21 protein-coding genes and 2 tRNA genes are annotated in these 23,782 nt (G+C 51.5%); 14 read left to right on the forward strand and 9 right to left on the reverse strand.

All coding sequences use genetic code 11. The annotated features are described in order from the left end of the window. Nucleotides 1-41 precede the first annotated feature (41 nt). From ACTHTY_RS01835 to ppx, 4 genes are all read right to left on the reverse strand, one after another. On the reverse strand, nt 42-668 hold the full coding sequence (locus ACTHTY_RS01835) for an NAD(P)H-hydrate epimerase (protein WP_440366276.1): 627 nt from the start codon (nt 666-668) through the stop codon (nt 42-44). 22 nt (nt 669-690) lie between these two features. Then, nucleotides 691-1,605, reverse strand: coding sequence for a tRNA pseudouridine(55) synthase TruB (truB, locus tag ACTHTY_RS01840; protein WP_440366277.1), 915 nt, complete (start codon nt 1,603-1,605; stop codon nt 691-693). Nucleotides 1,606-1,672: 67 nt separating this feature from the next. Next, nucleotides 1,673-2,044, reverse strand: a complete 372-nt coding sequence (gene rbfA / locus ACTHTY_RS01845) for a 30S ribosome-binding factor RbfA (protein WP_003685554.1) — start codon at nt 2,042-2,044, stop codon at nt 1,673-1,675. Nucleotides 2,045-2,131: 87 nt separating this feature from the next. Continuing rightward, entirely contained in the window at nt 2,132-3,640 is a 1,509-nt protein-coding gene (gene ppx, locus ACTHTY_RS01850; RefSeq protein ID WP_440366278.1) for an exopolyphosphatase, read from the reverse strand. Between the two features lie 173 nt (nt 3,641-3,813). On the opposite strand from ppx, the gene ACTHTY_RS01855 reads away from it, so the two are divergent. The 3 genes from ACTHTY_RS01855 to ACTHTY_RS01865 all read left to right on the forward strand — a co-directional run bounded on the left by ACTHTY_RS01855 (nt 3,814) and on the right by ACTHTY_RS01865 (nt 6,550). Next, entirely contained in the window at nt 3,814-4,437 is a 624-nt protein-coding gene (locus ACTHTY_RS01855) for a lytic transglycosylase domain-containing protein (protein WP_039863563.1), read from the forward strand. Between the two features lie 201 nt (nt 4,438-4,638). Then, on the forward strand, nt 4,639-6,021 hold the full coding sequence (locus ACTHTY_RS01860) for an MFS transporter (RefSeq protein ID WP_128580763.1): 1,383 nt from the start codon (nt 4,639-4,641) through the stop codon (nt 6,019-6,021). A 1-nt stretch (nt 6,022) separates the two neighbouring features. Continuing rightward, on the forward strand, nt 6,023-6,550 hold the full coding sequence (locus ACTHTY_RS01865; protein ID WP_101755602.1) for a single-stranded DNA-binding protein: 528 nt from the start codon (nt 6,023-6,025) through the stop codon (nt 6,548-6,550). Nucleotides 6,551-6,623: 73 nt separating this feature from the next. Here ACTHTY_RS01865 and plsY read toward each other — a convergent pair whose 3' ends face one another. After that, nucleotides 6,624-7,235 (reverse strand): glycerol-3-phosphate 1-O-acyltransferase PlsY, encoded by a 612-nt coding sequence (gene plsY, locus ACTHTY_RS01870; protein WP_128580764.1) that lies wholly within the window; start codon nt 7,233-7,235, stop codon nt 6,624-6,626. A 58-nt stretch (nt 7,236-7,293) separates the two neighbouring features. Between plsY and folB the strand changes: the two genes are divergently transcribed. Next, the gene (gene folB / locus ACTHTY_RS01875) at nt 7,294-7,644 is read left to right on the forward strand and encodes a dihydroneopterin aldolase (RefSeq protein WP_107737583.1); all 351 of its coding nucleotides are present in this window, start codon (nt 7,294-7,296) and stop codon (nt 7,642-7,644) included. Between the two features lie 73 nt (nt 7,645-7,717). Further along, complete coding sequence (locus ACTHTY_RS01880) at nt 7,718-8,254, forward strand: NUDIX hydrolase (protein ID WP_440366279.1); 537 nt, start codon at nt 7,718-7,720, stop codon at nt 8,252-8,254. Between the two features lie 129 nt (nt 8,255-8,383). Here the strand turns inward: ACTHTY_RS01880 and ACTHTY_RS01885 are convergent, their stop codons facing one another. Together ACTHTY_RS01885 and ACTHTY_RS01890 are read right to left on the reverse strand one after the other, a co-directional pair. Further along, on the reverse strand, nt 8,384-9,022 hold the full coding sequence (locus ACTHTY_RS01885) for an alpha/beta hydrolase (protein WP_440366280.1): 639 nt from the start codon (nt 9,020-9,022) through the stop codon (nt 8,384-8,386). 39 nt (nt 9,023-9,061) lie between these two features. Next, the gene (locus ACTHTY_RS01890) at nt 9,062-9,856 is read right to left on the reverse strand and encodes a polyamine aminopropyltransferase (RefSeq protein WP_440366281.1); all 795 of its coding nucleotides are present in this window, start codon (nt 9,854-9,856) and stop codon (nt 9,062-9,064) included. Between the two features lie 216 nt (nt 9,857-10,072). Here ACTHTY_RS01890 and ACTHTY_RS01895 point away from each other — a divergent pair. From ACTHTY_RS01895 to ACTHTY_RS01920, 6 genes are all read left to right on the forward strand, one after another. Then, a tRNA-Thr gene (locus ACTHTY_RS01895) sits at nt 10,073-10,148 on the forward strand. Between the two features lie 36 nt (nt 10,149-10,184). Then, a tRNA-Thr gene (locus ACTHTY_RS01900) sits at nt 10,185-10,260 on the forward strand. Between the two features lie 128 nt (nt 10,261-10,388). Next, nucleotides 10,389-11,180: a 3-methyl-2-oxobutanoate hydroxymethyltransferase gene (panB, locus tag ACTHTY_RS01905; protein ID WP_440366282.1), complete on the forward strand. Its 792-nt coding sequence runs from the start codon at nt 10,389-10,391 to the stop codon at nt 11,178-11,180. 119 nt (nt 11,181-11,299) lie between these two features. Next, nucleotides 11,300-12,136, forward strand: coding sequence for a pantoate--beta-alanine ligase (panC, locus tag ACTHTY_RS01910; RefSeq protein ID WP_440366283.1), 837 nt, complete (start codon nt 11,300-11,302; stop codon nt 12,134-12,136). 88 nt (nt 12,137-12,224) lie between these two features. Further along, nucleotides 12,225-14,825, forward strand: coding sequence for a DNA mismatch repair protein MutS (gene mutS, locus ACTHTY_RS01915; protein WP_440366284.1), 2,601 nt, complete (start codon nt 12,225-12,227; stop codon nt 14,823-14,825). 37 nt (nt 14,826-14,862) lie between these two features. After that, nucleotides 14,863-15,714 (forward strand): DUF5672 family protein, encoded by an 852-nt coding sequence (locus ACTHTY_RS01920; protein WP_440366285.1) that lies wholly within the window; start codon nt 14,863-14,865, stop codon nt 15,712-15,714. Nucleotides 15,715-15,757: 43 nt separating this feature from the next. Here the strand turns inward: ACTHTY_RS01920 and ACTHTY_RS01925 are convergent, their stop codons facing one another. Further along, nucleotides 15,758-16,594, reverse strand: coding sequence for a DUF4198 domain-containing protein (locus tag ACTHTY_RS01925; RefSeq protein WP_440366286.1), 837 nt, complete (start codon nt 16,592-16,594; stop codon nt 15,758-15,760). A gap of 383 nt (nt 16,595-16,977) precedes the next feature. Here ACTHTY_RS01925 and ACTHTY_RS01930 point away from each other — a divergent pair, with 383 nt between their 5' ends. The 3 genes from ACTHTY_RS01930 (at nt 16,978) to ACTHTY_RS01940 (ending at nt 20,010) form a co-directional block, all read left to right on the forward strand. Next, a complete protein-coding gene (locus ACTHTY_RS01930) occupies nt 16,978-18,027 on the forward strand; it encodes a sulfate ABC transporter substrate-binding protein (protein ID WP_440366472.1) in 1,050 nt (349 codons plus the stop codon). Between the two features lie 77 nt (nt 18,028-18,104). Further along, entirely contained in the window at nt 18,105-19,163 is a 1,059-nt protein-coding gene (gene dinB / locus ACTHTY_RS01935; RefSeq protein WP_440366287.1) for a DNA polymerase IV, read from the forward strand. Nucleotides 19,164-19,278: 115 nt separating this feature from the next. After that, on the forward strand, nt 19,279-20,010 hold the full coding sequence (locus ACTHTY_RS01940; RefSeq protein WP_440366288.1) for a phosphoadenylyl-sulfate reductase: 732 nt from the start codon (nt 19,279-19,281) through the stop codon (nt 20,008-20,010). Between the two features lie 59 nt (nt 20,011-20,069). Here the strand turns inward: ACTHTY_RS01940 and recB are convergent, their stop codons facing one another. Then, on the reverse strand, nt 20,070-23,726 hold the full coding sequence (gene recB, locus ACTHTY_RS01945) for an exodeoxyribonuclease V subunit beta (protein WP_440366289.1): 3,657 nt from the start codon (nt 23,724-23,726) through the stop codon (nt 20,070-20,072). Between the last annotated feature and the right edge of the window lie 56 nt (nt 23,727-23,782).

The raw sequence follows: 23,782 nt of genomic DNA on the forward strand, positions 1-23,782 counted from the left end.
AACAGGGTGCAAAATTGCACCCTGTTATTTTTTATAGGCATTTAATCAATGCCAATAGGCAAACAGACGGTTTCTTGACAATAGGTTTTGCCGGATTCGCTTAAGTGTGCCGGTTTGTAGGCGGCAAAGGTGTAGGTAAGGTCTGCGCGGAATGTGTCAGGATCGGCTTCGGCGGTGTCGCAGTTGAGGCCGGTGGGAATATCGAGGGCAACTTTCAGGCCGCCTGCATGATTGAGTTGGCGGCAGAGGGCGGCGATTTCGGTTGGAAGGGCGCCGCTGAAGCCTGTGCCGAATATGCCTTCGATAATGATGTCGTAACCTTTTTTCAGACGGCCTTCCAGTTCTTGGACGGATATCAATTCAATATGGGGCAAACCGTTGAGTCGTTCACGATTGGTTTGAGCCAAAGGGGAGAGGTTTTCTCCGAGTGAAAACAGAATATCGATGTGCCAACCTTGCGCCTGCATATATCTTGCCATGACTAGGCCGTCGCCGCCATTGTTGCCTTTGCCGCAAACGATCAGGGCGCGTCCGGCTTGGGGATGACGCTGCATGAGGTCTTGGGCGGCTGAGCTGCCGGCGTTTTCCATCAGTTGGTCGAAGCTTGTGCCTTTATCGACGGCTGCTTGCTCGCGTTCGCGCATCTGGGTGGCGGTATAGACTTTCATGATCGGCTCTCTTTGCAGGAAGTTATTTGTCGGCGGTATTCATCAGGCGCAAGGCTTTCAGACGGCCTATTTCTTTTTGATATTCCACCAGTCCGATAAATGTGCCGTCTCGGCTGTACACACGGAAGGGCTGTTCGGCGGAAATGTCTTCGGTAAACTGGGGGTGTTGGCCGTGTTTGAGCATGGTAACGGCGTAGTCGTTCAGCTCGAGTTTGGGGAAATGTTGCACCAAAACATCGCAAGGTAGCAGCAGGGCATCGCGTTCGGCTTCGTCCAATTCTGCCAAGGCTTCGAGCGTGTGGCTTTGGGCAATGGTAAAGCCTGCGGTTTCGGTACGGCGCAGGGCGGTCAGGTGGGCGAACGTGCCGATGTGTTTGGCGATGTCTTCGCTGAGGGTGCGGATATAGGTACCTTTGCTGCAACGTACGTCTATCACGGCTTTAGGTGCATCAAATTCAGTGATATCAATGGAGTAAATGGTGATGTCGCGCGCTTTGCGTTCGATAACGATGCCTTTGCGTGCGTATTCGTACAGCGGTTTGCCTTCGTGCTTGAGGGCGGAAAACATAGGCGGCACTTGGCGGATATCGCCCGTTAAGGCTTGGCAGGCCGTCTGAAATTCGGACAATGAAATATCGGCGCGTGCGGTGGCAACGATTTCGCCTTCCGCATCACCTGTGCTGCTGGCTTCGCCCAGTTTCAGCGTGGCGGTATAGGCTTTGTCGGCATCAATCAGATATTGGGCGAACTTGGTCGCTTCGCCGAAACAAACAGGCAGAAGCCCTGTGGCCAAAGGATCGAGTACGCCGGTATGTCCGGCTTTTTCGGCACGGAACAAACGCCGCGCTTTTTGCAGGGCGGTGTTACTGGAAAGGCCTTCGGGTTTGTCGAGGAGAAGAACGCCGTTGACCGGGCGTTTGGTGGGTTTATTGGTCATATTAATTAGGGAATATTAATGTTCAGGCCGTCTGAAAGGGTTCAGACGGCCTGCGTGTTTTAGTCAATCAGTCTTCAACCGGTTTTTCCGCCGCTACTTGGTCGATCAGGCTGGAAATGCTCATGCCGCGTTCGAGTGATTCGTCGTATTTGAAGTGCAACTCGGGCGTTTTGAAGAGTTTGATGCGTTTGGCCAATTCACTGCGCAAATGGCCTTTGGCATGTTCCAAAGCTTCTTCGGTAATGTCGCGCGTGCTGTCGTCGAGGACGGTATAGAACACGGTTGCGTGGCTGTAATCGCGGGTGACTTCGACTTCGTTGATGGTGATGAAACCGGCGCGCGGGTCTTTCAGGCCGGTGCGGACGAGTTCGGCAAGCTCGCGCATGATTTGTTCTTTGACACGGTCTTGGCGGGCGTAGCCGCGTTGGGGTTTTCTCATGGTTTTCCTTGATGTATGGCAGGCTGTCGTTTTCAGACGGCCTGCGGTTTGGATTTTGAAAAGCTGCCTATTATAACGGAGCACGGTTTATTGTGCTTGAACCGAGAAAGGCATATCGATTTTTTGCCATTGCGCGCTTTCGTAGTCCAGCGCATCGGCGATAAGGGGGTGTTGCTCCAGCCATTGGGCGTTGATGCGCAAGATGAAGCTGTGGTTGTTTTCGTCGATGCGAAGCTGGGTTTGCGGCGGCAAATCCAGCGGCAGGCGCGAGCGGCAGAAGAGGGCTGCCAGGCGCAGGGACAATACGGCACACCACATGATTTCATTGTCACCGATAATGTCCGCCATTTTCTTGAGGTCGCCGCGATGGCCGATAACCAGTTGCGCCAAAATGGTTTGCTCTTTGCGTGAGAAGCCCGGCATATCGGCGTTTTCGAGAATGTAGGCGGAGTGTTTGTGATAACCGGTATGGGCGATATCCAAACCGATTTCATGCAGACGGCCTGCGCGGCTGAGGTATTGGTTCCACAGGGCAAGCTCTTGAACGGTTACGTTTTTGGCGTGGCACAGGCTGTTCATAAAGGTTTGCGCGGTATCGGCAACGCGTTTGGCTTGGTTGAGGCTGACGTGGTAGCGTTTTTGGAACTCTGCCGTTGTCTGTTCGCGCATGTCGACATTGAGGCTGCGGCCGATTAAGTCGTAGAACACGCCGTCGCGGAGGGCGGCTTCGGTAACGGTCATTTTGGTCAGCGAGAGTTCTTCAAAAGCCGCCATCATCACGGCCAATCCGCCCGCAAAAACTTCGACGCGTTCGGGTTTGAGGTTTTCAAATTTGGCTTTTTTAACCGAACTGGCTTCGATAATCCTATCGGCAAGATAACGCATGCCTTGGGCGGTAATGTCGGCTTCTTGCGGCAATTCGGCCGCCAAAACGTCGCGTATGGATTTTGCCGAACCGGACGTGCCGATGGCGAAATCCCAACCGGTACGCTTCATCATTTTGCTGATGCGCTGGATTTCGATACGCGCGGCGGAAACGGCGGCTTGGAAATCTTTGGCGGTCACTTTGTTTTGGAAGAAGCGCATGCTGTACGTTACGCAGCCCAAAGGCAGGCTTTCTGTGGTCAGCGGTTGCAAATCCGAGCCGATGACAAATTCGGTCGAGCCACCGCCAATGTCGATAACCAGCATTTTGTCGCCTTTGGGCGGCAGGGTATGCACTACGCCGGTGTAAATCAGACGCGCTTCTTCACGGCCGGCAATGACTTCAATGGGGAAACCCAGCGCCGCTTCGGCACGGGGCAGGAATTGGGCAATGTTTTTGGCGACACGGAAAGTGTTGGTGGCCACCACACGCACGTTTTCAGGTTGGAATCCGCGCAGGCGTTCGCCAAATTTTGCCAAACATTCCAAGGCTTGTTCTTGAGAGGCTTCGCTCAGGTTTTTTTGTTCGTCCAAGCCGGCGGCAAAGCGAACCATTTGTTTGAACGAGTCGATGACTTTCAGCTGGCCGTTGTTGTTTTCACAAATTTGCAGGCGGAAACTGTTGGAACCCAAGTCGACGGAGGCTAAAACGTTGGCGGGAGTGGTGGTCATAAAAAATACCGGTTGATTAGAAAAACCTAAATGTTACTTGAGGCGGTATCACTTGACAATAAAAGGTATACAGCTCTTTGATTCTGCTCATAGATGTATTTTATAATGCTGAATTTAAGCAAGTATATCAAAGGCCGTCTGAACTTTTCAGACGGCCTAAAAAGAGAAAACACATGAAATCGGAAAACCAAGATTCCTTATTTTTATCGCGCCGCCGTCTGTTGCAAGTCGGCGGAGCCATGCTTTTGACGCCTGCGACCGCATGGGCGGGGGCGCAACGTGAAGAAACACTGGCCGATGATGTGGCTTCCGTAATGCGCAGTTCGATTAATAGCGCCAGCCCAGCGCGGCTGGTGTTTGCCGATTCGAGGGAAGGGGAGCGTTGGTTGGCGGCGATGTCTTCCCGATTGGCACGTTTCATTCCCGATGAGGGCGAACGCCGCCGTTTGTTGGTTAATATTCAATACGAAAGCAGTCGTGCTGGACTCAATACTCAAGTGATTCTGGGTTTGATTGAAGTGGAAAGCGCGTTTCGCCAATATGCCATCAGCGGCGTGGGCGCGCGCGGTTTGATGCAGGTGATGCCGTTTTGGAAAAACTATATCGGCAATCCGTCGCACAATCTTTTCGATATCCGCACCAATCTGCGCTATGGCTGCACCATTCTGCGCCATTACAACAATATCGAAAAAGGCAATATTGTCCGCGCTTTGGCAAGGTTTAACGGCAGCTTGGGTAGTAACAAATATCCGAACGCCGTATTAGGCGCGTGGCGAAATAGATGGCAGTGGGGCTGATTCGGGATAAATGGGATAGGGCAGATCTTGCGTGATGTTGGTTTCTGTTAAAACCGTTTTATACCAATGAAGCAGGTTTACGATAAACGGCTTGCGATTTGACCCCATGCAATTCCTTTGAATCCTGTATAATCAGAAAATCTGTTAATTCACACTTTCAGACGGCCTTTCGCAAACTTAAGGCCGTCTGAAACATTATTTATGGCAAGAGATAACCGCATTCAAATGTTTCCGCACGAATGGCGTGCCAGTACCACACTTTCCGGCGTTTATGCACTGCGTATGTTGGGGATGTTTTTGGTGTTGCCTGTTTTGGCGATGTATGCCGCTTCGTTGCCCGGCGCAGAAAACAATAAAGCGCTGGTCGGTATGGCGATGGGTATTTACGGGCTGACACAGGCTTTGCTGCAGCTGCCTTTGGGCATGGCTTCTGATAAGTTCGGCCGTAAAAAAGTGATTTATGCCGGCTTGATTGTGTTTGCGGCAGGTAGTTTTTTGGCCGCAGTTGCCGACAGCCTGCAGATGTTGGTTGCCGCGCGTGCCATTCAAGGCGCGGGTGCCGTCAGCGCAGCGGTAACAGCTTTGCTGGCGGATTTGACCCGTAACGAAGTGCGGACGCGTGCGATGGCGATGATCGGCCTGAGTATCGGCTTGACCTTCTCCGTCAGCCTAGTGCTTGCCCCGATGATTGCCAGCTTTATCGGCGTATCCGGCCTGTTTGCGCTGACCGGTATTCTGACTGTAATTAGTATCGGCGTGGTTGCCTGGATGACGCCTGATCCGGAAGTGTCAAAAATGCACGAAGACACGCAAGCGCAGCCTTCGCGTATGGGCGAGGTATTGAAAAACCGCCAACTGCTCAATCTCGACTTCGGTATTTTTGCCTTGCATGCGGCGCAAATGGCTTTATTTACCGCATTGCCGTTTGCCATGACGCAGCTGGGTTTGGAAAAAATCCATCACTGGCAAGTCTATCTGCCTTCAACCATTACCGGCCTGATTATTATGGTGCCGCTGATTATCGTCGGCGAAACGCGCAACAAACTCAAACAAGTGTTTATCCTTGGTATCGTCTGCATTACCGCGGCGCAAATCGGTTTGCTGTTTGGAATGCACTCGGTATGGTTGATTACCGCTTATCTGATTGTTTACTTTATTGGTTTCAATGTATTGGAAGCCAGCCTGCCGTCTATGGTGTCGAAAATTGCTCCGTCCGATTTGAAAGGCACGGCGATGGGCGTATATAACACCATGCAGTCGGTCGGCTTGTTTGTCGGCGGCGCAACCGGTGGTTTATTGTTCCAAAAATACGGTTTTGCAGGCGTATTTGCCTTTTGTAGCGTATTGATGTTGCTGTGGCTGGTATTGGCAGTTATTTCACCGGCACCGAAACCCGTCAAAAACCTCAGCTATCCGCTTAACGCCGAATGGCAACAAAATCCGGATTTGCTCTACCAAAAATTGACCGAAATTGAAGGCGTTGAAAGCATCAGCTTTAGCGCAGACAAACAAACCATTTATATCAAGGCCTTGCAAAAAGGATTCGACCAAGAGGCCGCCAAAAAAATTATCACAGGAGTGTAAAATGTCATTGAATAAAGTTATCCTCATCGGCCGTCTCGGCCGCGACCCGGAAGTCCGCTATATGCCCAACGGCGAGGCCGTCTGTAACTTCAGCGTTGCCACCAGCGAAACGTGGAACGACCGTAACGGCCAACGCGTAGAACGTACCGAATGGCACAACATCACCATGTACCGCAAACTCGCCGAAATCGCCGGTCAATACCTGCGTAAAGGCAGCCAAGTGTATCTGGAAGGCCGTATCCAAAGCCGTAAATACCAAGGCAAAGACGGCATCGAGCGCACCGCTTACGACATCATCGCCAACGAAATGAAAATGCTTGGCGGCCGCAACGACAACAGCGGCGGCGCACCATATGATGACGGCTACAACCAAGGCGGCCATTCAAGCCAAGGCAGTTACCAACAAGCGCCACAGCAGCAATACCAATCTGCTCCGGCTCAAGAACTCCCAGCAGCCCCAGCCCGTCGTCCCGCTCCGGCACAACCGACCGCTCCGGTTGATGATATCGACGATGATATTCCATTCTAATTATTGAGTAATATAGAAGGCCGTCTGAAAAATATATTTTCAGACGGCCTTTTATTTGAATATGTCTACGTTTTTAAGATTTTTCGGCTTTATCTCCGATTTTACTTTCTTTGCCTTGAATCAGGTTTTGAATATTGCTTTTATGGCGGTACAACACCAATGCGGCAATGAATACGGTTGCCCATGCCCAAGAGGCGTGTGGCATCATGAAGAAGGCGAAGATGGGGGCGCAGACGGTGGCGACCAGTGCGGCGAGGGAAGATACTTTGAAACCGAATGCCATGATCAGCCAAATCAAGGCGCAGAGCAGGGCGGTTGCGGGGGAGAGGGCGAGCAAGACGCCTAATGCGGTGGCTACGCCTTTGCCGCCTTTAAAATTGAAAAATATTGGCCACATATGGCCGACCAATGCGGCGATGGCGACCAGGGCGATCGTTGCATCAGACAAATTTAAAGCATCTTGCAGACAGCGTGCTAAGATGACGGCAACCAAGCCTTTTACTGCATCGCCGAGCAGGGTCAGTGCGGCTGCTTTTTTCTTACCGCTGCGCAAGACGTTGGTGGCACCGGGGTTGCCGGAGCCGTAAGTACGCGGATCGTCCATGCCGTAATATTTTGATACGATGACGGCAAAAGACAGGGAGCCGATAAGATAGGCGGCAATAATGGCGAGTACATTGAACATTTTGGGTGCTTTACTTAAAATGGGAACGGTTATTTTATCAAAAAAAACGGACAGGCAAATGGATAAAATCTTTTTGTACGGCATGAAGGCCGATACTTTAATCGGCGTATATGATTGGGAACGCGAGCGTAAACAGACTTTGATTTTGGATTTGGAAATCAGTGTTCCCGAGCGTACTGGCACGAGCGACGATATCGGCGACACCATCCATTATGGCGAAGTATGCGAAGTCGTACGCCGCAGCCTTGCCGAACAGGATTTTTTACTGCTGGAAACTTTGGCGGAACATATCGCCCAATTGATTTTAAATGATTTTGGTGCGGCCAAAGTGCGCGTCCGTATTGTGAAACCGGGTATCTTGCCCGATGTGGCGCAGGTCGGTATTGAAATTGAACGCGCTCGGGAATAAGGCTTATCTATGCCGTCTGAAAAAGGATTTCAGACGGCCTTTAATATTTAATAATTTGGAAATGAGGTAAAAAATGGATTTGAAAGAAACTAAATTAAGCAGTGAGCCAATCTATGAAGGTTCTTTTGTTACCATCAGCCGCGATCGGGTGCGCCTGCCCAACGGTAACGAAAGCCAACGGGTTGTGATCCGTCATCCGGGTGCTGCGTGTGTATTGGCGGAAACGGAAGACGGTAAAGTTGTTTTGGTGCGCCAATGGCGTTATGCCGCCGATCAGGCGACGTTGGAATTGCCGGCGGGTAAATTGGATGTGGCGGACGAAGATCCTGCCGAATGCGCTTTGCGTGAGTTGGCGGAAGAAACGCCATATGTCGCCGACAGCGTCAAACTGTTGTACTCCTTTTATACTGCAGTCGGTTTTTGCGATGAAAAAATGTATCTCTACCAAGCGCAAGGCGTGCGTTTTGGTAGCGAATTGAGCAACGATGAGGATGAAATTACAGAAACCGTCCTGATGAGCAAGGACGAGGTGCGCAATGCATTGGTAAACGATGAAATCAAAGATGGTAAGACTTTGATTGGTTTGCAGTATTGGTTGACTCAGAATTGATATGTTAAGTAGAAAATCCTTGATGGATTTCTGAATACTTGAGCCTGATATTTAGATAATAAGGTTTCATACAAACATGACCGTCTGAAAAAGCTTTCAGACGGCCTTGTTTTATTTTGTAGCCGGATTTTAGCCTAATAAAGCCGGTGCAAACCGTGTGATCGTATCGCGCAAAACGATGAGTTTGCCGTGGAAGAAATGGGACGAACCGGCAATGGTGACAACAGGCAGGCCTTGTGGTTCTGCCCATGTCAGGGCTTTGTTGATTTCGACGACTTCGTCTTCCGCGCCGTGAATCATCAATGTTTTGGCGACATCGGGAACGTCGGATGGTTCAGGGCGGTCGGTGTAGTGATGGACGGCGGCGCCCATCAGCAACAGCAAATCGGGCGTGCGCGCTTGTGCGGCAAAGGTGGAAACGTAGCCGCCGAATGAGAAACCTGCCAGGACGAATTGTGGTGCGTCAGGATGTTGCGCGCGGGCGTAGTCGATAACGGCAATGCAGTCTTGCGTTTCGCCACGGCCGTAGTCGTGTTCGCCTTCGCTATTGCCTACGCCGCGCAAATTGGGCAGGTAGCAATGGAAACCGAGCTGGCTGAGGACTTTGGCGGCGGTTTGGATGACTTTGTTGGTGTTGGTGCCGCCTTGCAGGGGATTGGGGTGGTTGATGACGGCAACGCCGCGTGCGGATTCTTGTGTGCTTGGCAGGTAGATGGTTTCCAGCAAACCGGCCGGGCCGAGGATTTGAATGATGTCGGGTTTGAGCATGAGTGTGTCCTTGTTTGTTTTCAGACGGCCTGAAGCGGGTTATAGATAAAAATTCTTGCCGTTGTTTTGATTGTTGGCTTTCAAATCGGCAAGCATTCGTTTGAAGTCCAAGCCGTATTTTTCGCTTAATTTTTCGGCGCGTTTTTTTAAGTTGTCGAGATTTTGTTCTTTGGGGCTGCTTTGGAACGCCATGACCGCTACGTTGCCGTGGCTCTCGGCAGGCAGCTCGAGTACGCGGCCGTCAAAGACGTTGAGTAGGCGTTCGACAAAGCGTTGATAACGCTGGTCACCGCTCCACCAGTTGGTAACAAATACGCCGTCGGGGGAGAGAGCATTGCGGCAGTCTTGGAAGAAGGGTTCTTCCACCAAAGCATCGATAATCTGTTCGCCGTCAAAACCATCTACCAAAATCACATCGATATTGTGGCGGAACACTTTAATATATTCCGCGCCATCTGCCTCGATAATTTCAAAATTTTCACCTTCGTGCGGCAATTCAAACAGGCTGCGCGCCACGGCGATGACTTGCGGATTGATGTCAATGGCGGTTTGCTTGGTATGGGGCAGATAGCTGTCTATCCAACGGGCAAACGAGCCGCCACCCAAGCCGATTTGGGTGATGTGTTTGGGCGGGGTTTCTGCAAACAGCAGCCAACCCATCATGGCGCGGCTGTACGACAACACCAGCTCGGACGGATGATCGACATTCATGGAGCTTTGAATGGTGTCGCTGCCCAAGTGCAGGGAACGGATATTGCCTTCTTCGGAAATGCCGACTTCGGGCAGATGGGATTTGGCTGGGCGCAGGCGGCGGTAAGGATGGCGGGGTGGCATGGGCAAAGACGGAAAGATGTAGAAGGCGTTATTTTAACAGAAACAATGATGTTTTGCGCTGGGGCGGTTTTCAGACGGCCTTTGTGTGTGTTGAATTGGAAGATAAGGCAGGTATTTAATTTTCTTTAAAATCATTGGTTTTTATAATTTCGTGAGTAACTTTGTTTTAAAATGCTTGCCAAGATGGGAACTTATCGGCATAATGCCGACTTCCTTGCCGGTATAGCTCAGTTGGTAGAGCACCTGACTTGTAATCAGGGGGTCCCGAGTTCGACTCTTGGTGCCGGCACCAGTTAAAGACTGATGGTGCCGCAAGGCATTTCAGTAAGCCGGTATAGCTCAGTTGGTAGAGCACCTGACTTGTAATCAGGGGGTCCCGAGTTCGACTCTTGGTGCCGGCACCAATTAAAAGCCCGATTGTGAAAGCAGTCGGGCTTTTTGCTTATGCTTTGATATTTTAAAAGCAGACCTTATAATACCGCGTTTCCATTACAACAAAGGGCTGCCCGTCGGGCGGAACACACAAAACACCATGATTACCGTAAACACTTTGCAAAAAATGAAAGCAGAGGGCGAGAAAATCGCCATGCTGACCGCTTATGAATCCAGCTTTGCCGCGCTGATGGACAATGCCGACGTAGATGTATTGCTGGTTGGTGATTCTTTGGGTATGGCAGTGCAAGGTCGTCAGTCCACTTTGCCGGTGAGCTTGCGGGATATGTGCTACCACACTGAATGTGTGGCTCGCGGTACTAAAAATGCCATGATTGTCAGCGACTTGCCGTTTGGCGCGTATCAGCAGAGCAAAGAGCAGGCATTTGTGGCGGCGGCAGAGTTGATGGCGGCCGGTGCGCATATGGTCAAGCTCGAAGGCGGTGTCTGGATGGCGGAGACCACTGAATTTCTGCAAATGCGCGGTATCCCTGTTTGCGCCCACATCGGACTGACCCCGCAATCCGTGTTTGCATTCGGCGGCTATAAAGTACAAGGCCGTGGCGACAAGGCGGAAGCGTTGCTCAACGACGCCAAAGCGCATGATGCGGCAGGTGCGGCAATCGTATTGATGGAATGCGTTCCTGCAGAGTTGGCGAAAAAAGTGACTGAGACAGTTTCTTGCCCGACCATCGGTATTGGCGCAGGCGTGGATTGCGACGGTCAGGTTTTGGTGATGCACGATATGCTCGGCATTTTCCCCGGTAAAACCGCCAAATTCGTGAAGAACTTTATGCAGGGCAAAGACAGCGTTCAAGCTGCGGTCAAAGCTTATGTGGACGAAGTCAAAGCAAAAACGTTCCCTTCTGTCGAACATACGTTTGCTGGATAAAATAAAAACCAGGCCGTCTGAAACTTATTTCAGACGGCCTTTTTAATGAATAAAAGCGTATAATCGGCGCGTGATTTCCGTTGATAAAACGGCGGAAAAGATAAAGGATTTTTCAAACCATGCAAATCATTCATACGATTAAAGAATTGCGCGAGTGGCGCAAAACTGCCGGAAAAGTGGCATTTGTACCGACTATGGGCAATCTGCACGAAGGCCATCTTGCGCTAGTGCGCGAAGCGAAAAAACGTGCCGATAACGTTGTGGTCAGTATTTTTGTCAACCGCCTGCAATTCGGACAAGGCGAGGATTTCGACAAATATCCGCGCACTTTGCAACAAGATGCCGACAAATTGGCAGGAGAGGGCGTTGCCGTCGTATTTGCGCCTGATGAAAAAGAGCTGTATCCGAATGTGGAACAGCGTTTCAATGTCGAGCCTCCGCACCTGCAAAACGAATTGTGCGGCAAATTCCGTCCGGGCCATTTCCGCGGCGTTGCGACCGTTGTGACCAAGTTGTTCAACATTATTCAACCCGATACCGCCTGTTTCGGTAAAAAAGACTATCAGCAGCTGGCGATTATCAAAGGCTTTGTCGAAGATTTGAACTTCAATATCGACATTGTTCCTGTCGATACCGGCCGCGCTTCAGACGGCCTGGCACTTTCCAGCCGCAACCAATATTTGAGTGAAGCAGAACGCGCAGAAGCGCCACGCCTCTATCAAGAGTTGCAAAACATTGCCGCCGCCCTGAAAAACGGCAATCTTAATTACGCCCAGCTTGAGGCCGAATGTATCCGCCGTTTGACCGATGCCGGCTGGGTGGTTGATTATGTTGAAATCCGCCATGCACACAGTTTGGCAGTGGCTCATGTTGGCGATAAAGAATTGGTGGTGCTTGCCGCCGCCCGTTTGGGTACCACGCGCCTGATTGATAATTTGGAAGTGGCTTTGGCTTAAAACCAAGCTACTGTTAAAGGCCGTCTGAAACCTGTTTTTCAGACGGCCTTTTGTTACAATAACGCTTTTGCGTTTCTAAGGCTTTTCCATGTCTAAACCCACCGTCTCTCCGATGATGCAGCAGTATCTCGCCATCAAATCGCAACACGCCGACAAGCTGGTGTTTTACCGCATGGGCGATTTTTACGAGCTGTTTTTGGATGATGCAGTGGAAGCGGCGAAGTTGTTGGATATCACCCTGACCACGCGCGGGCAGATGGACGGCGTGCCGATTAAGATGGCAGGCGTACCGTTTCACGCGGCGGAGCAGTATCTGGCGCGGCTGGTGAAGATGGGCAAAAGCGTGGCGGTGTGCGAGCAGGTGGGCGAAGTCGGCGCGGGCAAAGGGCCGGTGGAGCGCAAAGTCGTGCGCATCGTAACGCCCGGCACGCTGACCGACGCGGCGTTTCTGGAAGACAAGGAAACCAACCGCATCGCGGCGGTGAACGCGGATAAAAAACACATCGCCATCGCGTGGGCATCTTTGCAAAGCGGCGAATTCAAAACCAAGCTAACGACGGCGGACAAACTCGCCGACGAGCTGGCGCGTTTGCAGGCGGCGGAAATCCTGTTGCCCGAAGGCAAAAGCCTGCCTGATGGTTTTCAGACGACCTCTGCCAACATCACGCGCCTGAACTCATGGCAGTTTGCCGCCGATACGGGTGCGAAATTGTTGACCGAATACTTCGGCTGCCAAGACCTGCACGGCTTCGGTTTGGATGGCAAGGAACACGAAGCCGCCATCGGCGCGGCGGGCGCGCTGCTGAACTACATCCGCCTGACGCAAAACCTGATGCCGCAACACCTCGACGGCATTTCGCTCGAAACCGACAGCCAATATATCGGCATGGACGCCGCCACGCGCCGCAATCTCGAAATCACGCAAACCCTCTCCGGCAAAAAATCGCCGACCCTGTTTTCCATACTCGACGGCTGCGCCACCCATATGGGCAGCCGCCTCTTGGCACTCTGGCTGCACCACCCCTTACGCAGCCGCGCCCACATCCGCGCCCGCCAAGAAGCCGTTGCCGCGCTGGGTTCGCAATACGAAACCCTGCAAGGCCGTCTGAAAAACATCGCAGACATCGAACGCATCGCCGCCCGCATCGCCGTCGGCAACGCCCGTCCGCGCGACCTCGCCGCCCTGCGCGACAGCCTGTTTGCCCTGTCTGAAATCAAATTGTCCGCCGAGGGCAGCAGCCTGTTGGAAACCCTCAAAGCCATTTTCCCCGAAACCCTGCCCGTCGCCGAAACCCTCAAAGCCGCCGTGATGCCCGAACCCGCCGTCTGGCTCAAAGACGGCGGCGTCATCAACCAAGGCTATTCGGCAGAACTTGACGAGTTGCGCCACATCCAAAACCACGGCGACGAATTCCTGCTCGACCTCGAAGCGCGCGAACGCGAACGCACCGGCCTTTCCACCCTCAAAGTCGAGTTCAACCGCGTCCACGGCTTCTACATCGAGCTATCCAAAGTCCAAGCCGAACAAGCCCCCGCCGACTACCAACGCCGCCAGACCCTCAAAAACGCCGAACGCTTCATCACCCCCGAACTCAAAACCTTCGAAGACAAAGTCTTGACCGCGCAAGAGCAGGCATTGGCATTGGAAAAACGCCTGTTTGAAGCCCTGCTGAAAGAAGTTCAGACGGCCTTGCCGCAGCTTCAAAAAGCAGCCAAAGCCGCCGCCGCCCTCGACGTACTCTCCACCTTCGCCGCCACCGCCGCCGAACGCGGCTTCGTCAGCCCCGAGTTCGCCGACTACCCCGTCATCCATATCGAAAACGGCCGCCATCCCGTCGTCGAGCAGCAAGTGCGCCACTTCACCGCCAACCACACCCGCCTCGACCACAAACACCGCCTCATGCTCCTGACCGGCCCCAATATGGGCGGCAAATCCACCTACATGCGCCAAGTCGCCCACATCGTCCTCATGGCGCACACCGGCAGCTTCGTGCCTGCTGATTCAGCCCAAATCGGCCCCATCGACCAAATCTTCACCCGTATCGGCGCATCGGATGACCTTGCCTCCAACCGCTCCACCTTCATGGTCGAAATGAGCGAAACCGCCTACATCCTCCACCACGCCACCGACCAATCCCTCGTTCTCATGGACGAAGTCGGACGCGGCACCTCCACCTTCGACGGCCTTGCCCTCGCGCACGCCATCGCCGAACACCTGCTGCAAAAAAACAAATCCTTCAGTCTCTTTGCTACTCACTATTTCGAGTTGACCAAACTGCCCGAAGCACACGCAACGGCAGTCAACATGCACCTCTCCGCGCTCGAACAAGGACAAGACATCGTCTTCCTCCACCACATCGAGCCCGGCCCTGCCAGCAAAAGCTACGGCATCGCCGTCGCCAAACTCGCAGGCCTGCCCAACCGTGCTTTGAAAGCGGCTCAAAAGCATTTAAACGATTTGGAAAACCAAGCCTCCGCCAACCGTCCGCAGTTGGATATTTTTAGCGCCATGCCGTCTGAAAATGGGGCAGATGAGGAAGGGAAAGAACAAGAAGTTGAGCCTGTTGATAATTTGCAGAACAATGAATTGGCTGAAGCGTTGGCGCAAATTCAGCCCGACAACCTCACGCCGCGCGAAGCCTTGGATGCCTTGTACCGTTTGAAAGAAATCTGCAATAAGGTGTCGTAAATAACTCAAAGGCCGTCTGAAACAGGAGAAACATATAATGAGTTTTGCTGACATTACTGTGGTGGGTATTACCGGTGCAGATTCTTATACCGAGGGCACGATGTATGCCATTATCCGCAGCTGTGCCGAATTGCCCGGCAGCCGTGGATTGCTGATCAGCCCGAGCTGTCCGCAAGGTTTGCCGGAGAATATCCGACATCAACCTTGCCGGCCATTCGGGTATCTGGAATACAATCTGTTTGTTTTGTACCAACTGATGTATTACATCGATACTGATTATTGTCTGATTGTTCAAAATGACGGCTGGGTGTTAAACGGTCAAAACTGGCAGGATGCCTATCGGGAATATGATTATATCGGCGCACCTTTGCCGATTTTGTTGGAAACCGAAGCAGACGGGCAGTTTTTTCTGAAGGGAACCGATCAATATTTGGCCAAACAGCATCTGATTCAGAACTCCCCGAATTTGGACGAGCCGCAGAACGGCGGTTTCAGCCTGCGCAGCAGACGGCTTTTAACCATGCCGCGACAACTGGGTTTAAATGTAGAAATCCGACCGCCTTTGCCGCCGAAAGACGAGAAAATTGCCGATATGGAATGGCTGGTACGGCTGCACCACGAAGATATGTTTTTGACGGCGCAACACCGTTATAGATTGCAGGACTTGGGTTTGAAATTCGCGCCTCCGAATATTGCTACGCAATTTTCTTCAGAAGTACCGTTTATCAATCGAATGAGGAATGTCCCTTTAGAGCGCGTCTTTGGGGCGCACTGGATGGGAAGTGTGGTCTTGACCGGCTGCAACCGTGTCCGGTTTGTCCAATTGAATGAGGATAAATTGGAAACATACTCCCGTTTTTTTAGAAATTTAGGTTATGAATGGGAATAAATTAAGGCCGTCTGAAAGTTCAGACGGCCTTTTTTAATGGCTGTTAATGTTGATGATGGTGGGCATGGCGTGCAGCTGCGCGTTTGGTGCCGACAGGTACGACCAGCGTTGCGTAAGCTTTGTCCTGCTGGCATACGCTTTTATCGCCGTAATCGGTCTCGTTCACGACTTTGATTTTCCACAAACCGTCAATCAGCGTAATCACATTGACCACGCCGTTTTTATCGGTTTTGCCGGAGAAGCCTTGAGGCTCGCGATGGTCATGGGTTGATTCCAAGTCCATTTCCGCCAAAGTGTCCGAGCTGGCGGTAACGGTGGCTTTAACCAAAGGCTCACCTTTGTACAGGACTTTGACCGGCAAAATACCGCCGGCTTTGACTTCGTTCGGATTTTTCAGCGGAACCAGTTCCAGCTCTTGGCCAATAGGGCGGGTCAATACCGCTTCATCAACTGCGCCGTTGCCCACGTGGACGAAACTCTTGCCGAACATTTGCGATTGTTCGCAATAGGTGGCACCGGCCAGCTGTTTCAAGGTTTGTTGTTTCCAGCCGTCTTGGTTTTTCGACCAGAAAGTCGGTTTGTAGGTTGCGCTGACCCAGTAGGAGCCTTCAGGCAAAGCGGCTTTGGAAACGTATTGATAGTTCTCGCCTTTATTTACCAAATCAACGGTTTTCTTTGAGCTGCCGGTCAATTGCAGCGGTTTGAAAATATGCACGCGGTCGTCGGCGATTTTTTCGACATTTGGGAAGTCATGGCTGTAACCCAAATCCGCATGCAGGATTTGGCCGGCAGGCTGATGTGTCGGTGCGGCCACCCAAACATCGTGCGCCTGCGCCACTGCGCCCAATCCCAGCAATCCTAAAAGCATCCATTGTTTCATAGTTTCTACACTCCATTTTTTGTTGAATGAAAGGCCTTGTATTTTGGCGAGTAGAAACATTACTCTTATTTGCATTTTTTGTAAATAATAAGAACTATATTTTTTAATTATAAATAATTATTTATATTGAATTTTCAGACGGCCTGACGTATTGGTAATGCTGTTTGCAACGTATGTTTATCTTGTATAAATAGCTGTTTTAATCTTTATCTGATTGATGTATATATAATTTATTGTGATTTTGTCTGAGTGGGCATTTTCTCCGACTTCCGCCCGGATTGTATATAACCAAAACTGATAAACGCGAAAGCAAACATTATTTCCAGTTTGTATCCAATCCCGATAAAGTGCTCCCATATTTTCAACAGGAGCCGATCATGAATATCCGTACGCTTTCTTTTGCCGCATTGACTGCCGCGCTGGCTTTGAGCGCGTGCTCGCCAAAAGCCGAACAATCCGCCGACAATGCTTCTCAAGCTGCCGGAGGTAAGGGGGGCGAAGTCAAATTGCTGAATGTTTCCTACGATGTCGCCCGTGATTTTTATAAAGAATACAATCCTTTGTTTGTCAAAGAGTTTGCCTCAAAAAACGGTGGACAGTCGGTTGAAGTCCAACAGTCGCACGGCGGCTCCAGCAAGCAGGCTTTGGCTGTCGCCAACGGTTTGGCTGCCGATGTGGTGACCATGAACCAGACTTCCGATATCGAGCTTTTGGTGAAAAAAGGTTTGGTCAAAGCCGATTGGAACACGCGCCTGCCGGACAATGCCGTGCCTTATACCAGCAACGTCGTTTTCTTGGTGCGCAAAGGTAATCCGAAACACATTCAAGACTGGGGTGATTTGTCTAAAGACGGCGTGCAAATCGTTTTGGCGAACCCGAAAACCACCGGCAACGGCCGCTACGCCTTTTTGGGTGCGTACGGTTATGGTTTGAAAGTGAATAACGGCGATGAAGGCAAAACCAAAGATTTTGTAGCCGCATTGCTGAAAAACACGCCTGTATTTGAAAACGGCGGCCGTGCGGCAACGACGACTTTCAGCCAACGCAATATCGGCGATGTTTTGGTTACCTTTGAAAATGAGGCCAACTACGTCAGCAAAAAGCTGACCCAAGACCAGTTTGAAATCGTCTATCCGAGCTACACCATTCTTTCCGAAGCGCCGGTTGCCGTCGTGGACAGCGTAGTCGACAAAAAAGGCACACGCTCCGCTGCCGAAGCCTATCTGCAAAACCTCTGGAGCGAACCGGCTCAAGAGTTGGCCGCCAATCTTTATCTGCGTCCGCGCAATGCCGAAGTATTGGCGAAACACAAAGCCGATTTCCCTGAGATTGAGACGTTTAATCCGAATGAGAAATTTGGCCCGTGGGAAGAAATCATGAAAAAATTCTTTGCCGATGGCGGATTGTTTGACCAGCTTTCCAGTAAAAAATAAGGCTTGAATATAGAGGCCGTCTGAAACTTCAGACGGCCTTTTGTTACAATAAGCCTTTTTCTTATCCATCTTTTCCCATGTCTCAACGCAAAATCATCCATATCGATATGGACGCATTCTACGCTTCGGTAGAACTGCGCAATCAGCCGCACCTGAAAGGGCTGCCTGTCGTTGTGGCGTGGGACGGTACGCGGTCGGTCATTTGTGCTGCGTCTTATGAAGCACGCAAATTCGGTTTGCACTCGGCCATGTCGGTGGCGACGGCGAAAAGGCTGTGTTCGCAGGCGGTGTTTGTGCCGCCGCATTTTGATTTGTACCGCCAAGTGTCGGCGCAGATTCATGCCGTGTTTCGGCGTTATACCGATTTGATCGAGCCTTTGTCTTTGGACGAAGCCTATTTGGATGTTACCCGAAATTTTAAAAATATCCCGTATGCCAGCGAGGTGGCCAAACGCATTCGCGCCGAAATTTTTGAAGAAACAGGTTTGACTGCTTCCGCAGGCATCGCGCCCAATAAATTTTTGGCCAAAATCGCGTCCGACTGGCGCAAACCGAACGGACAGTTTGTGCTGCCGCCGCCCAAAATCATGGCGTTTTTGGAGAGCTTGCCGTTGGGTAAGATTCCCGGTGTCGGCAAAGTTACGCTGAAAAAAATGAACGCCCTCGGTATGCAGACTGCCGGCGATTTGCGCCGTTTTGAGCGCGGCGAACTTTTAAACCATTTCGGCCGCTACGGCTACCGCCTTTATGATTTGGCACGCGGTATCGACGAGCGGCCGGTCAAAGCCGAACGCGAACGCCTGCAAATCTCAACTGAAATCACTTTGCCCGAAGATTTGTCTTTGGCGCAGGCTTCAAGCCATTTGCCGCACCTTGCCGAAGACCTCTGGCGGCAGATTGAGCGCAAAAACGTTGAAGCCAAAGGCGTTACCCTCAAACTCAAAACCCACGATTTCCGCATTATCACGCGTTCACTGACGTATTCTTCCGTCCTTCCCGACAGTGCCTCGCTGCTTCAGGCGGCGCATACTTTGTTGCAACGCATACCGCCGCAACGCGAAGATGCCTTCCGCCTGATCGGCATCGGCGTGAGTCATTTGCTGCCGAAAAACCAGCAGCAGACGCTTTGGTTATAAAGAAATAGAAAAGCATTCTTTCCGTTTGAAGATAGGGCGCAGGACAATATCGTTCCATAACCATATCGACAGCCGTTTCAACAGGCCGTCTGAAAATTATTAGGAACAACCAGCCATGTCTTTATTCCGTCCTCAATTTTGGAAAATCCCCGAAACCAATGATGCCGAACGCCGCCGCCTGCCTGAGTTGGCGGCTGCTTTGGAGCGCCGTTTGCAAAACATTGCCGCGCGCTATCCGCAAGCCGTGTTCGCATCCAGCCTTGCGGTTGAAGATATGGTTATTACCGATGCCGTTTGCCGTCTGAAACTGCCCATCCGCATCATTACGCTCAATACGGGCAAACTCAATCCCGAGACCGCCGCGCTGATTGCCGAAACCAATGCGCGTTATCAAACCGAATTGGAAGTATTTTATCCCAACCGACAAACCGCCGTTGAATTTGAAGCGGAGTTTGGCACGACCGCGATGTACGACAGCGTCGAGTTGCGCCGCCGTTGCTGCCATATCCGCAAAATCGAACCGCTCAACCGCGCTTTGCACAACGCCCCCGCATGGCTAACCGGACAGCGCCGCAGTCAGTCAGAAACGCGCAGCGAATTGAATTTTGAAGAGCTGGATACGGGCCGCAACATCGCCAAATTCAATCCTATTTTCGATTGGGAAGAGCAGGACGTTTGGGCATATGCGCACGAGCACCAAGTTCCGCTCAATGCGCTGTATCATCAAGGCTATCCCAGTATTGGGTGTGAACCCTGCACGCGTCCGGTCAAGCTGGGCGAGAATATCCGCGCCGGGCGATGGTGGTGGGAAAGCAAAGACAGTAAGGAATGCGGTTTGCACAAATAATCAAAGGCCGTCTGAAAACGTTTCAGACGGCCTTTTTGACGATTTAACAAAATGATTTATCAGGAATTTGTTTTCCGCTCAACGAAAGTAGAGAGCAAGGCGGTATCGATGTCCCATTTCCAAATGCCTTGTTCCGAGCCGTCCATGCCGCGCAGGAAGAGGTAGCGGATGGCGATTTTGGGCAACGGTTTACCGCGCAGCGCGTAGTAGCGCGCAATGGCAACGGCGTAGATCAGGGCTTGCAGGTAGTAGTGATGATGCGCCACGGCTTCGTTCATCGCCTGTTGCGTGTACGCGTTTGCATCGTTGCCCAAATGGTTGGATTTGTAGTCGATTAAAACGACATTGCCGTCTGAATCTTGGCAAACCATATCGATAAAGCCGTTTAAATAGCCTTGCAAATCATGGAAATCAAGCAGTTGCGCGGCTTGGACGCATTCGGGCGGCAGGTTTGCTTCGCTTGAGGCAAACCAACGGCGCAAGTCGTCCAGTTTGAAATCGTCCATGTACAGGGTGAACCCCATTTCGGGCAGGCGTCGGGTCGGCGGAATCTGCGACAGGCTCTCGTTGATTAAAGGTGTCAGGCGGCAGGTGTCGAGCATGGCACTTACCGTCGGCAGCCATTTGTCTTCAAAGCTGTGGCGTTGCAAAACTTCGGCAATCATTTCGGATTGGCTCTCGGCAGAGGCGGCGAAGTCGAGTTTTTCCAACATTTCATGCAAACATACGCCGGCATTGGTGCCTCGGGGGAAATGGTGGATATCGAGGCCGTCTGAAAGCGGGGAAGGCAGGTTTTCAGACGGCATGGCACGGTCTGCGCTTTCTGCCGGGTCGATGGCAGGTTGCAAAGGCTCGTGTTGTTCGTCGGTTGACTTGGTATGTCTGCTCAAACCGGTAAAGCTGGTGTGGCGGATAAAGTCAAAATCGCGGCGTTTGATGCTATGAGCGCTCAAAGCTTGGTCTTGTTGACGGCTGTATTGGTAGACGGTTTCTAGCGGGGCTTCTTCCGTGAAGGCAAACTCCGTATTTTCAGGCGCGTTTTTGATAAAGCGTTGCCAGTTGGTTTTAAGCATTTCCACAACGTCTGTCGCGCTTTTATAGCTTTGGCTGACGCTTTCGCGGCCGGCATCCGGTAAACCTTCGAGCAGATAGGCAAAAGGATTGTTTGGCGTACAGTTTTTGTTGGCGGCGGCGTAGATGTTGAGCTGTTCTTCGGCGCGGGTAAGGGCAACATAGAGCAGACGCAAATCTTCTGCCGTCTTTTCGTCGGCAAGATGGCTTAGTTCTGCTTCCGAGGTTTGAGATTTGGCCAGCAGCTCGGTTTCGTGGTTTTCAGTATGCAGGATTTTCCAGTTTTCTTTGGAATTGTCTTTGGTATCCCACGCGAAGGGGCAGTACACCAAAGGATATTGCAAACCTTTCGACGCGTGCATGGTAACGATTTTGACCAGTTTTTCGTCGCTTTCGAGACGGATGGTTTGCGCGTCTGACGGGAAATGGCCGCTGCGCGCACGGCTGATTTGTTCGTTTAACCATTTATGCAGGGTGGCAGGGTTGCGGCTTTGGCTGTCTTCTTCGGCCAAAAGCTCCAGAATTTGATAGTAGTTGGTCAGGCTGCGTTCGTTGCCGCCTTTGAGCAGGCGTGTTTCGATGTCATGTAGGGCGGAAAACTGCTGCACGGCGGCAAAAATGCCGCCTTTCCGCCATTTTTCCATGGCCTCGGCAGATGACTCCAGCCATTTCAGCAGCTGGTGTTCGTTGTGGTTGAGTTCGTAAATCTCTTTGGCGGTATAGCCGAATAAAACGCCGGTCAAGACAAAGCGCAGCCAGTCAGTTTGCCTTGGGTTGAGCCAAAAGCCGATCAGCGCGGACAGCGAGTCGGCCTCGGCGGAATCGAAAACGGATTGGCGCGACAGCAACACGCTTTGGATACGGCGCTGTTTCAGTTTCCCTGCAATCATCGCCGCTTCGTTATTGGTGCGCACCAAGACGGCAATATCGCCGGATTCCAACGCGCGGCCTTTGAAATTCAGACGGCCTTCGGCTGCTTCATTGAGCGCAAAGGCAATTTCATCGGCGCAATATTCGGCGGCACGGCCTCGCAAAATTTCTTTGCCGGTTTGGTCGTCCGTATTGAGCCAGCGCACTTGGATGGCGGGGCGGTGTGGCGACAGCCGGCTTTCGGCGCGGCTGGCGGAGACATCGCTGTAATCAATGTTTTCCAACACGAAGGGGTGTTTTTTTTGTTTGAACAAGGCGCTGATGCCGTTAATCAGCTTGGCATGGCTGCGGTAGTTGACAGCGAGGGTGTAATGCCTGTCCGCATCTTGCGCGGCTTGCAGATAGGCGTAAATGTCCGCACCGCGAAAGCTGTAAATCGCCTGTTTGGGGTCGCCAACGAGAAACAGCGGGCAGCCTTGTTCGATAAAAATTTGGCGGAAAATTTCGTATTGCAGCGGGTCGGTATCTTGGAATTCGTCAATCAGTGCGATTTCCCAGTTTGCCGCCGCCGCTTTTGCCAACGTATTGCCGTGTTCATGGGTGGTCAATGCCTGATGGACATCCAGTAGCAAATCGTCAAACACGCGCTCACGGCGTGATTTTTTTTGTTCAGCAATAGATTGGTTAATGTAGGAAAGGAGGTCGAGTTGCAGGCAGATGAAGACTGCTTCTTCCGCGCTTTCCATTGCCTGTAAATCACGACCGAGATTGGCTAAGGCTTGCAGCTGAATAATTTCCGGTGCATCGGCATCGGCTTTATATTCTTTTTTCAGTTTGCTGTTGAGTGTGTCGATACTGAAGAGGCTTAATTTTTCTAGCGTTTGTTTGCTCAGGCGGGGCAGGCGGCTGGATTCGGCGTTTGTTTTTAAATCAGTAAAAACATTTTCAAAGGTATTTCTTCTGTAGGTCTGGCCGTTAAGTTTGGGAAAGATTACCCAAAACGCTTTTTCCAAGTCTTCCAATTGGCCGCAAATTTTTTGCCATGTTTCTTGAAGGTTGGCTTGAGCTTCTTTCAAATCGCCTTCAGGCCGTCTGAATTTCAGATAGGGGCGGCCGGTATAGCTTTTGATTTCGGCAAGCATTTCTTCAGGCGTGCATTTTCGGTCAAAAACCAATTGTGCCAATGTGGCATCGGTTGCCACTTTCTGCCGCCAAAAGTCCTGCGCAGGAATCAGCAGCCTCTCGCGCGAGTCGTCCGACAGCTCGACATCCAAAGGCGCGCCGCACAAAAATGCGTAATCGCGCAAGACGCGCTGACAGAAGCCATGGATGGTGTAAATCGAGGCGTTGTCAAACTGGCTCAGCGCGGCTTTGAGGCGGAGAATCAGGCGATGGCAGCTTTCCTGTCCGTCTTGCTCGCCTAAAGCCAAAGGAATCAAGCGATTGAGAAAGTCATCGGGGGATTTTTTCTCTTTTTCGTAATATTTGTTCAGGCCGTCTGAAATATGTTCCGGCTTGCCACCCAAGGTTTGGATTTCGTTCAAAACCTGCAACACTTCGTCCAAACGCGCGCGCAAACGGGTTTTCAGTTCTGCCGTCGCCGCTTTGGTAAAGGTAACGACCAGAATTTTCTCGATGTCTTTTTTTTCTAAAACAATCAGTCGGGTAAAAAGCGCGGCAATGCCGTAGGTTTTACCCGTACCGGCAGAAGCTTCGATGAGGTTGGTACCGTCGATGGAAAGTGTGAGCGCGTCAAAAGGAAGGGCGGAAGACATGGTTGGAACGGAATAATATTAGCGAAGCATTATCATAACAGAGATAGTGTGTTGTT

It is taken from the genome of Neisseria sp. P0019.S002 (genome assembly GCF_051957155.1).
GTDB classification, from domain to species: Bacteria; Pseudomonadota; Gammaproteobacteria; order Burkholderiales; family Neisseriaceae; genus Neisseria; species Neisseria perflava.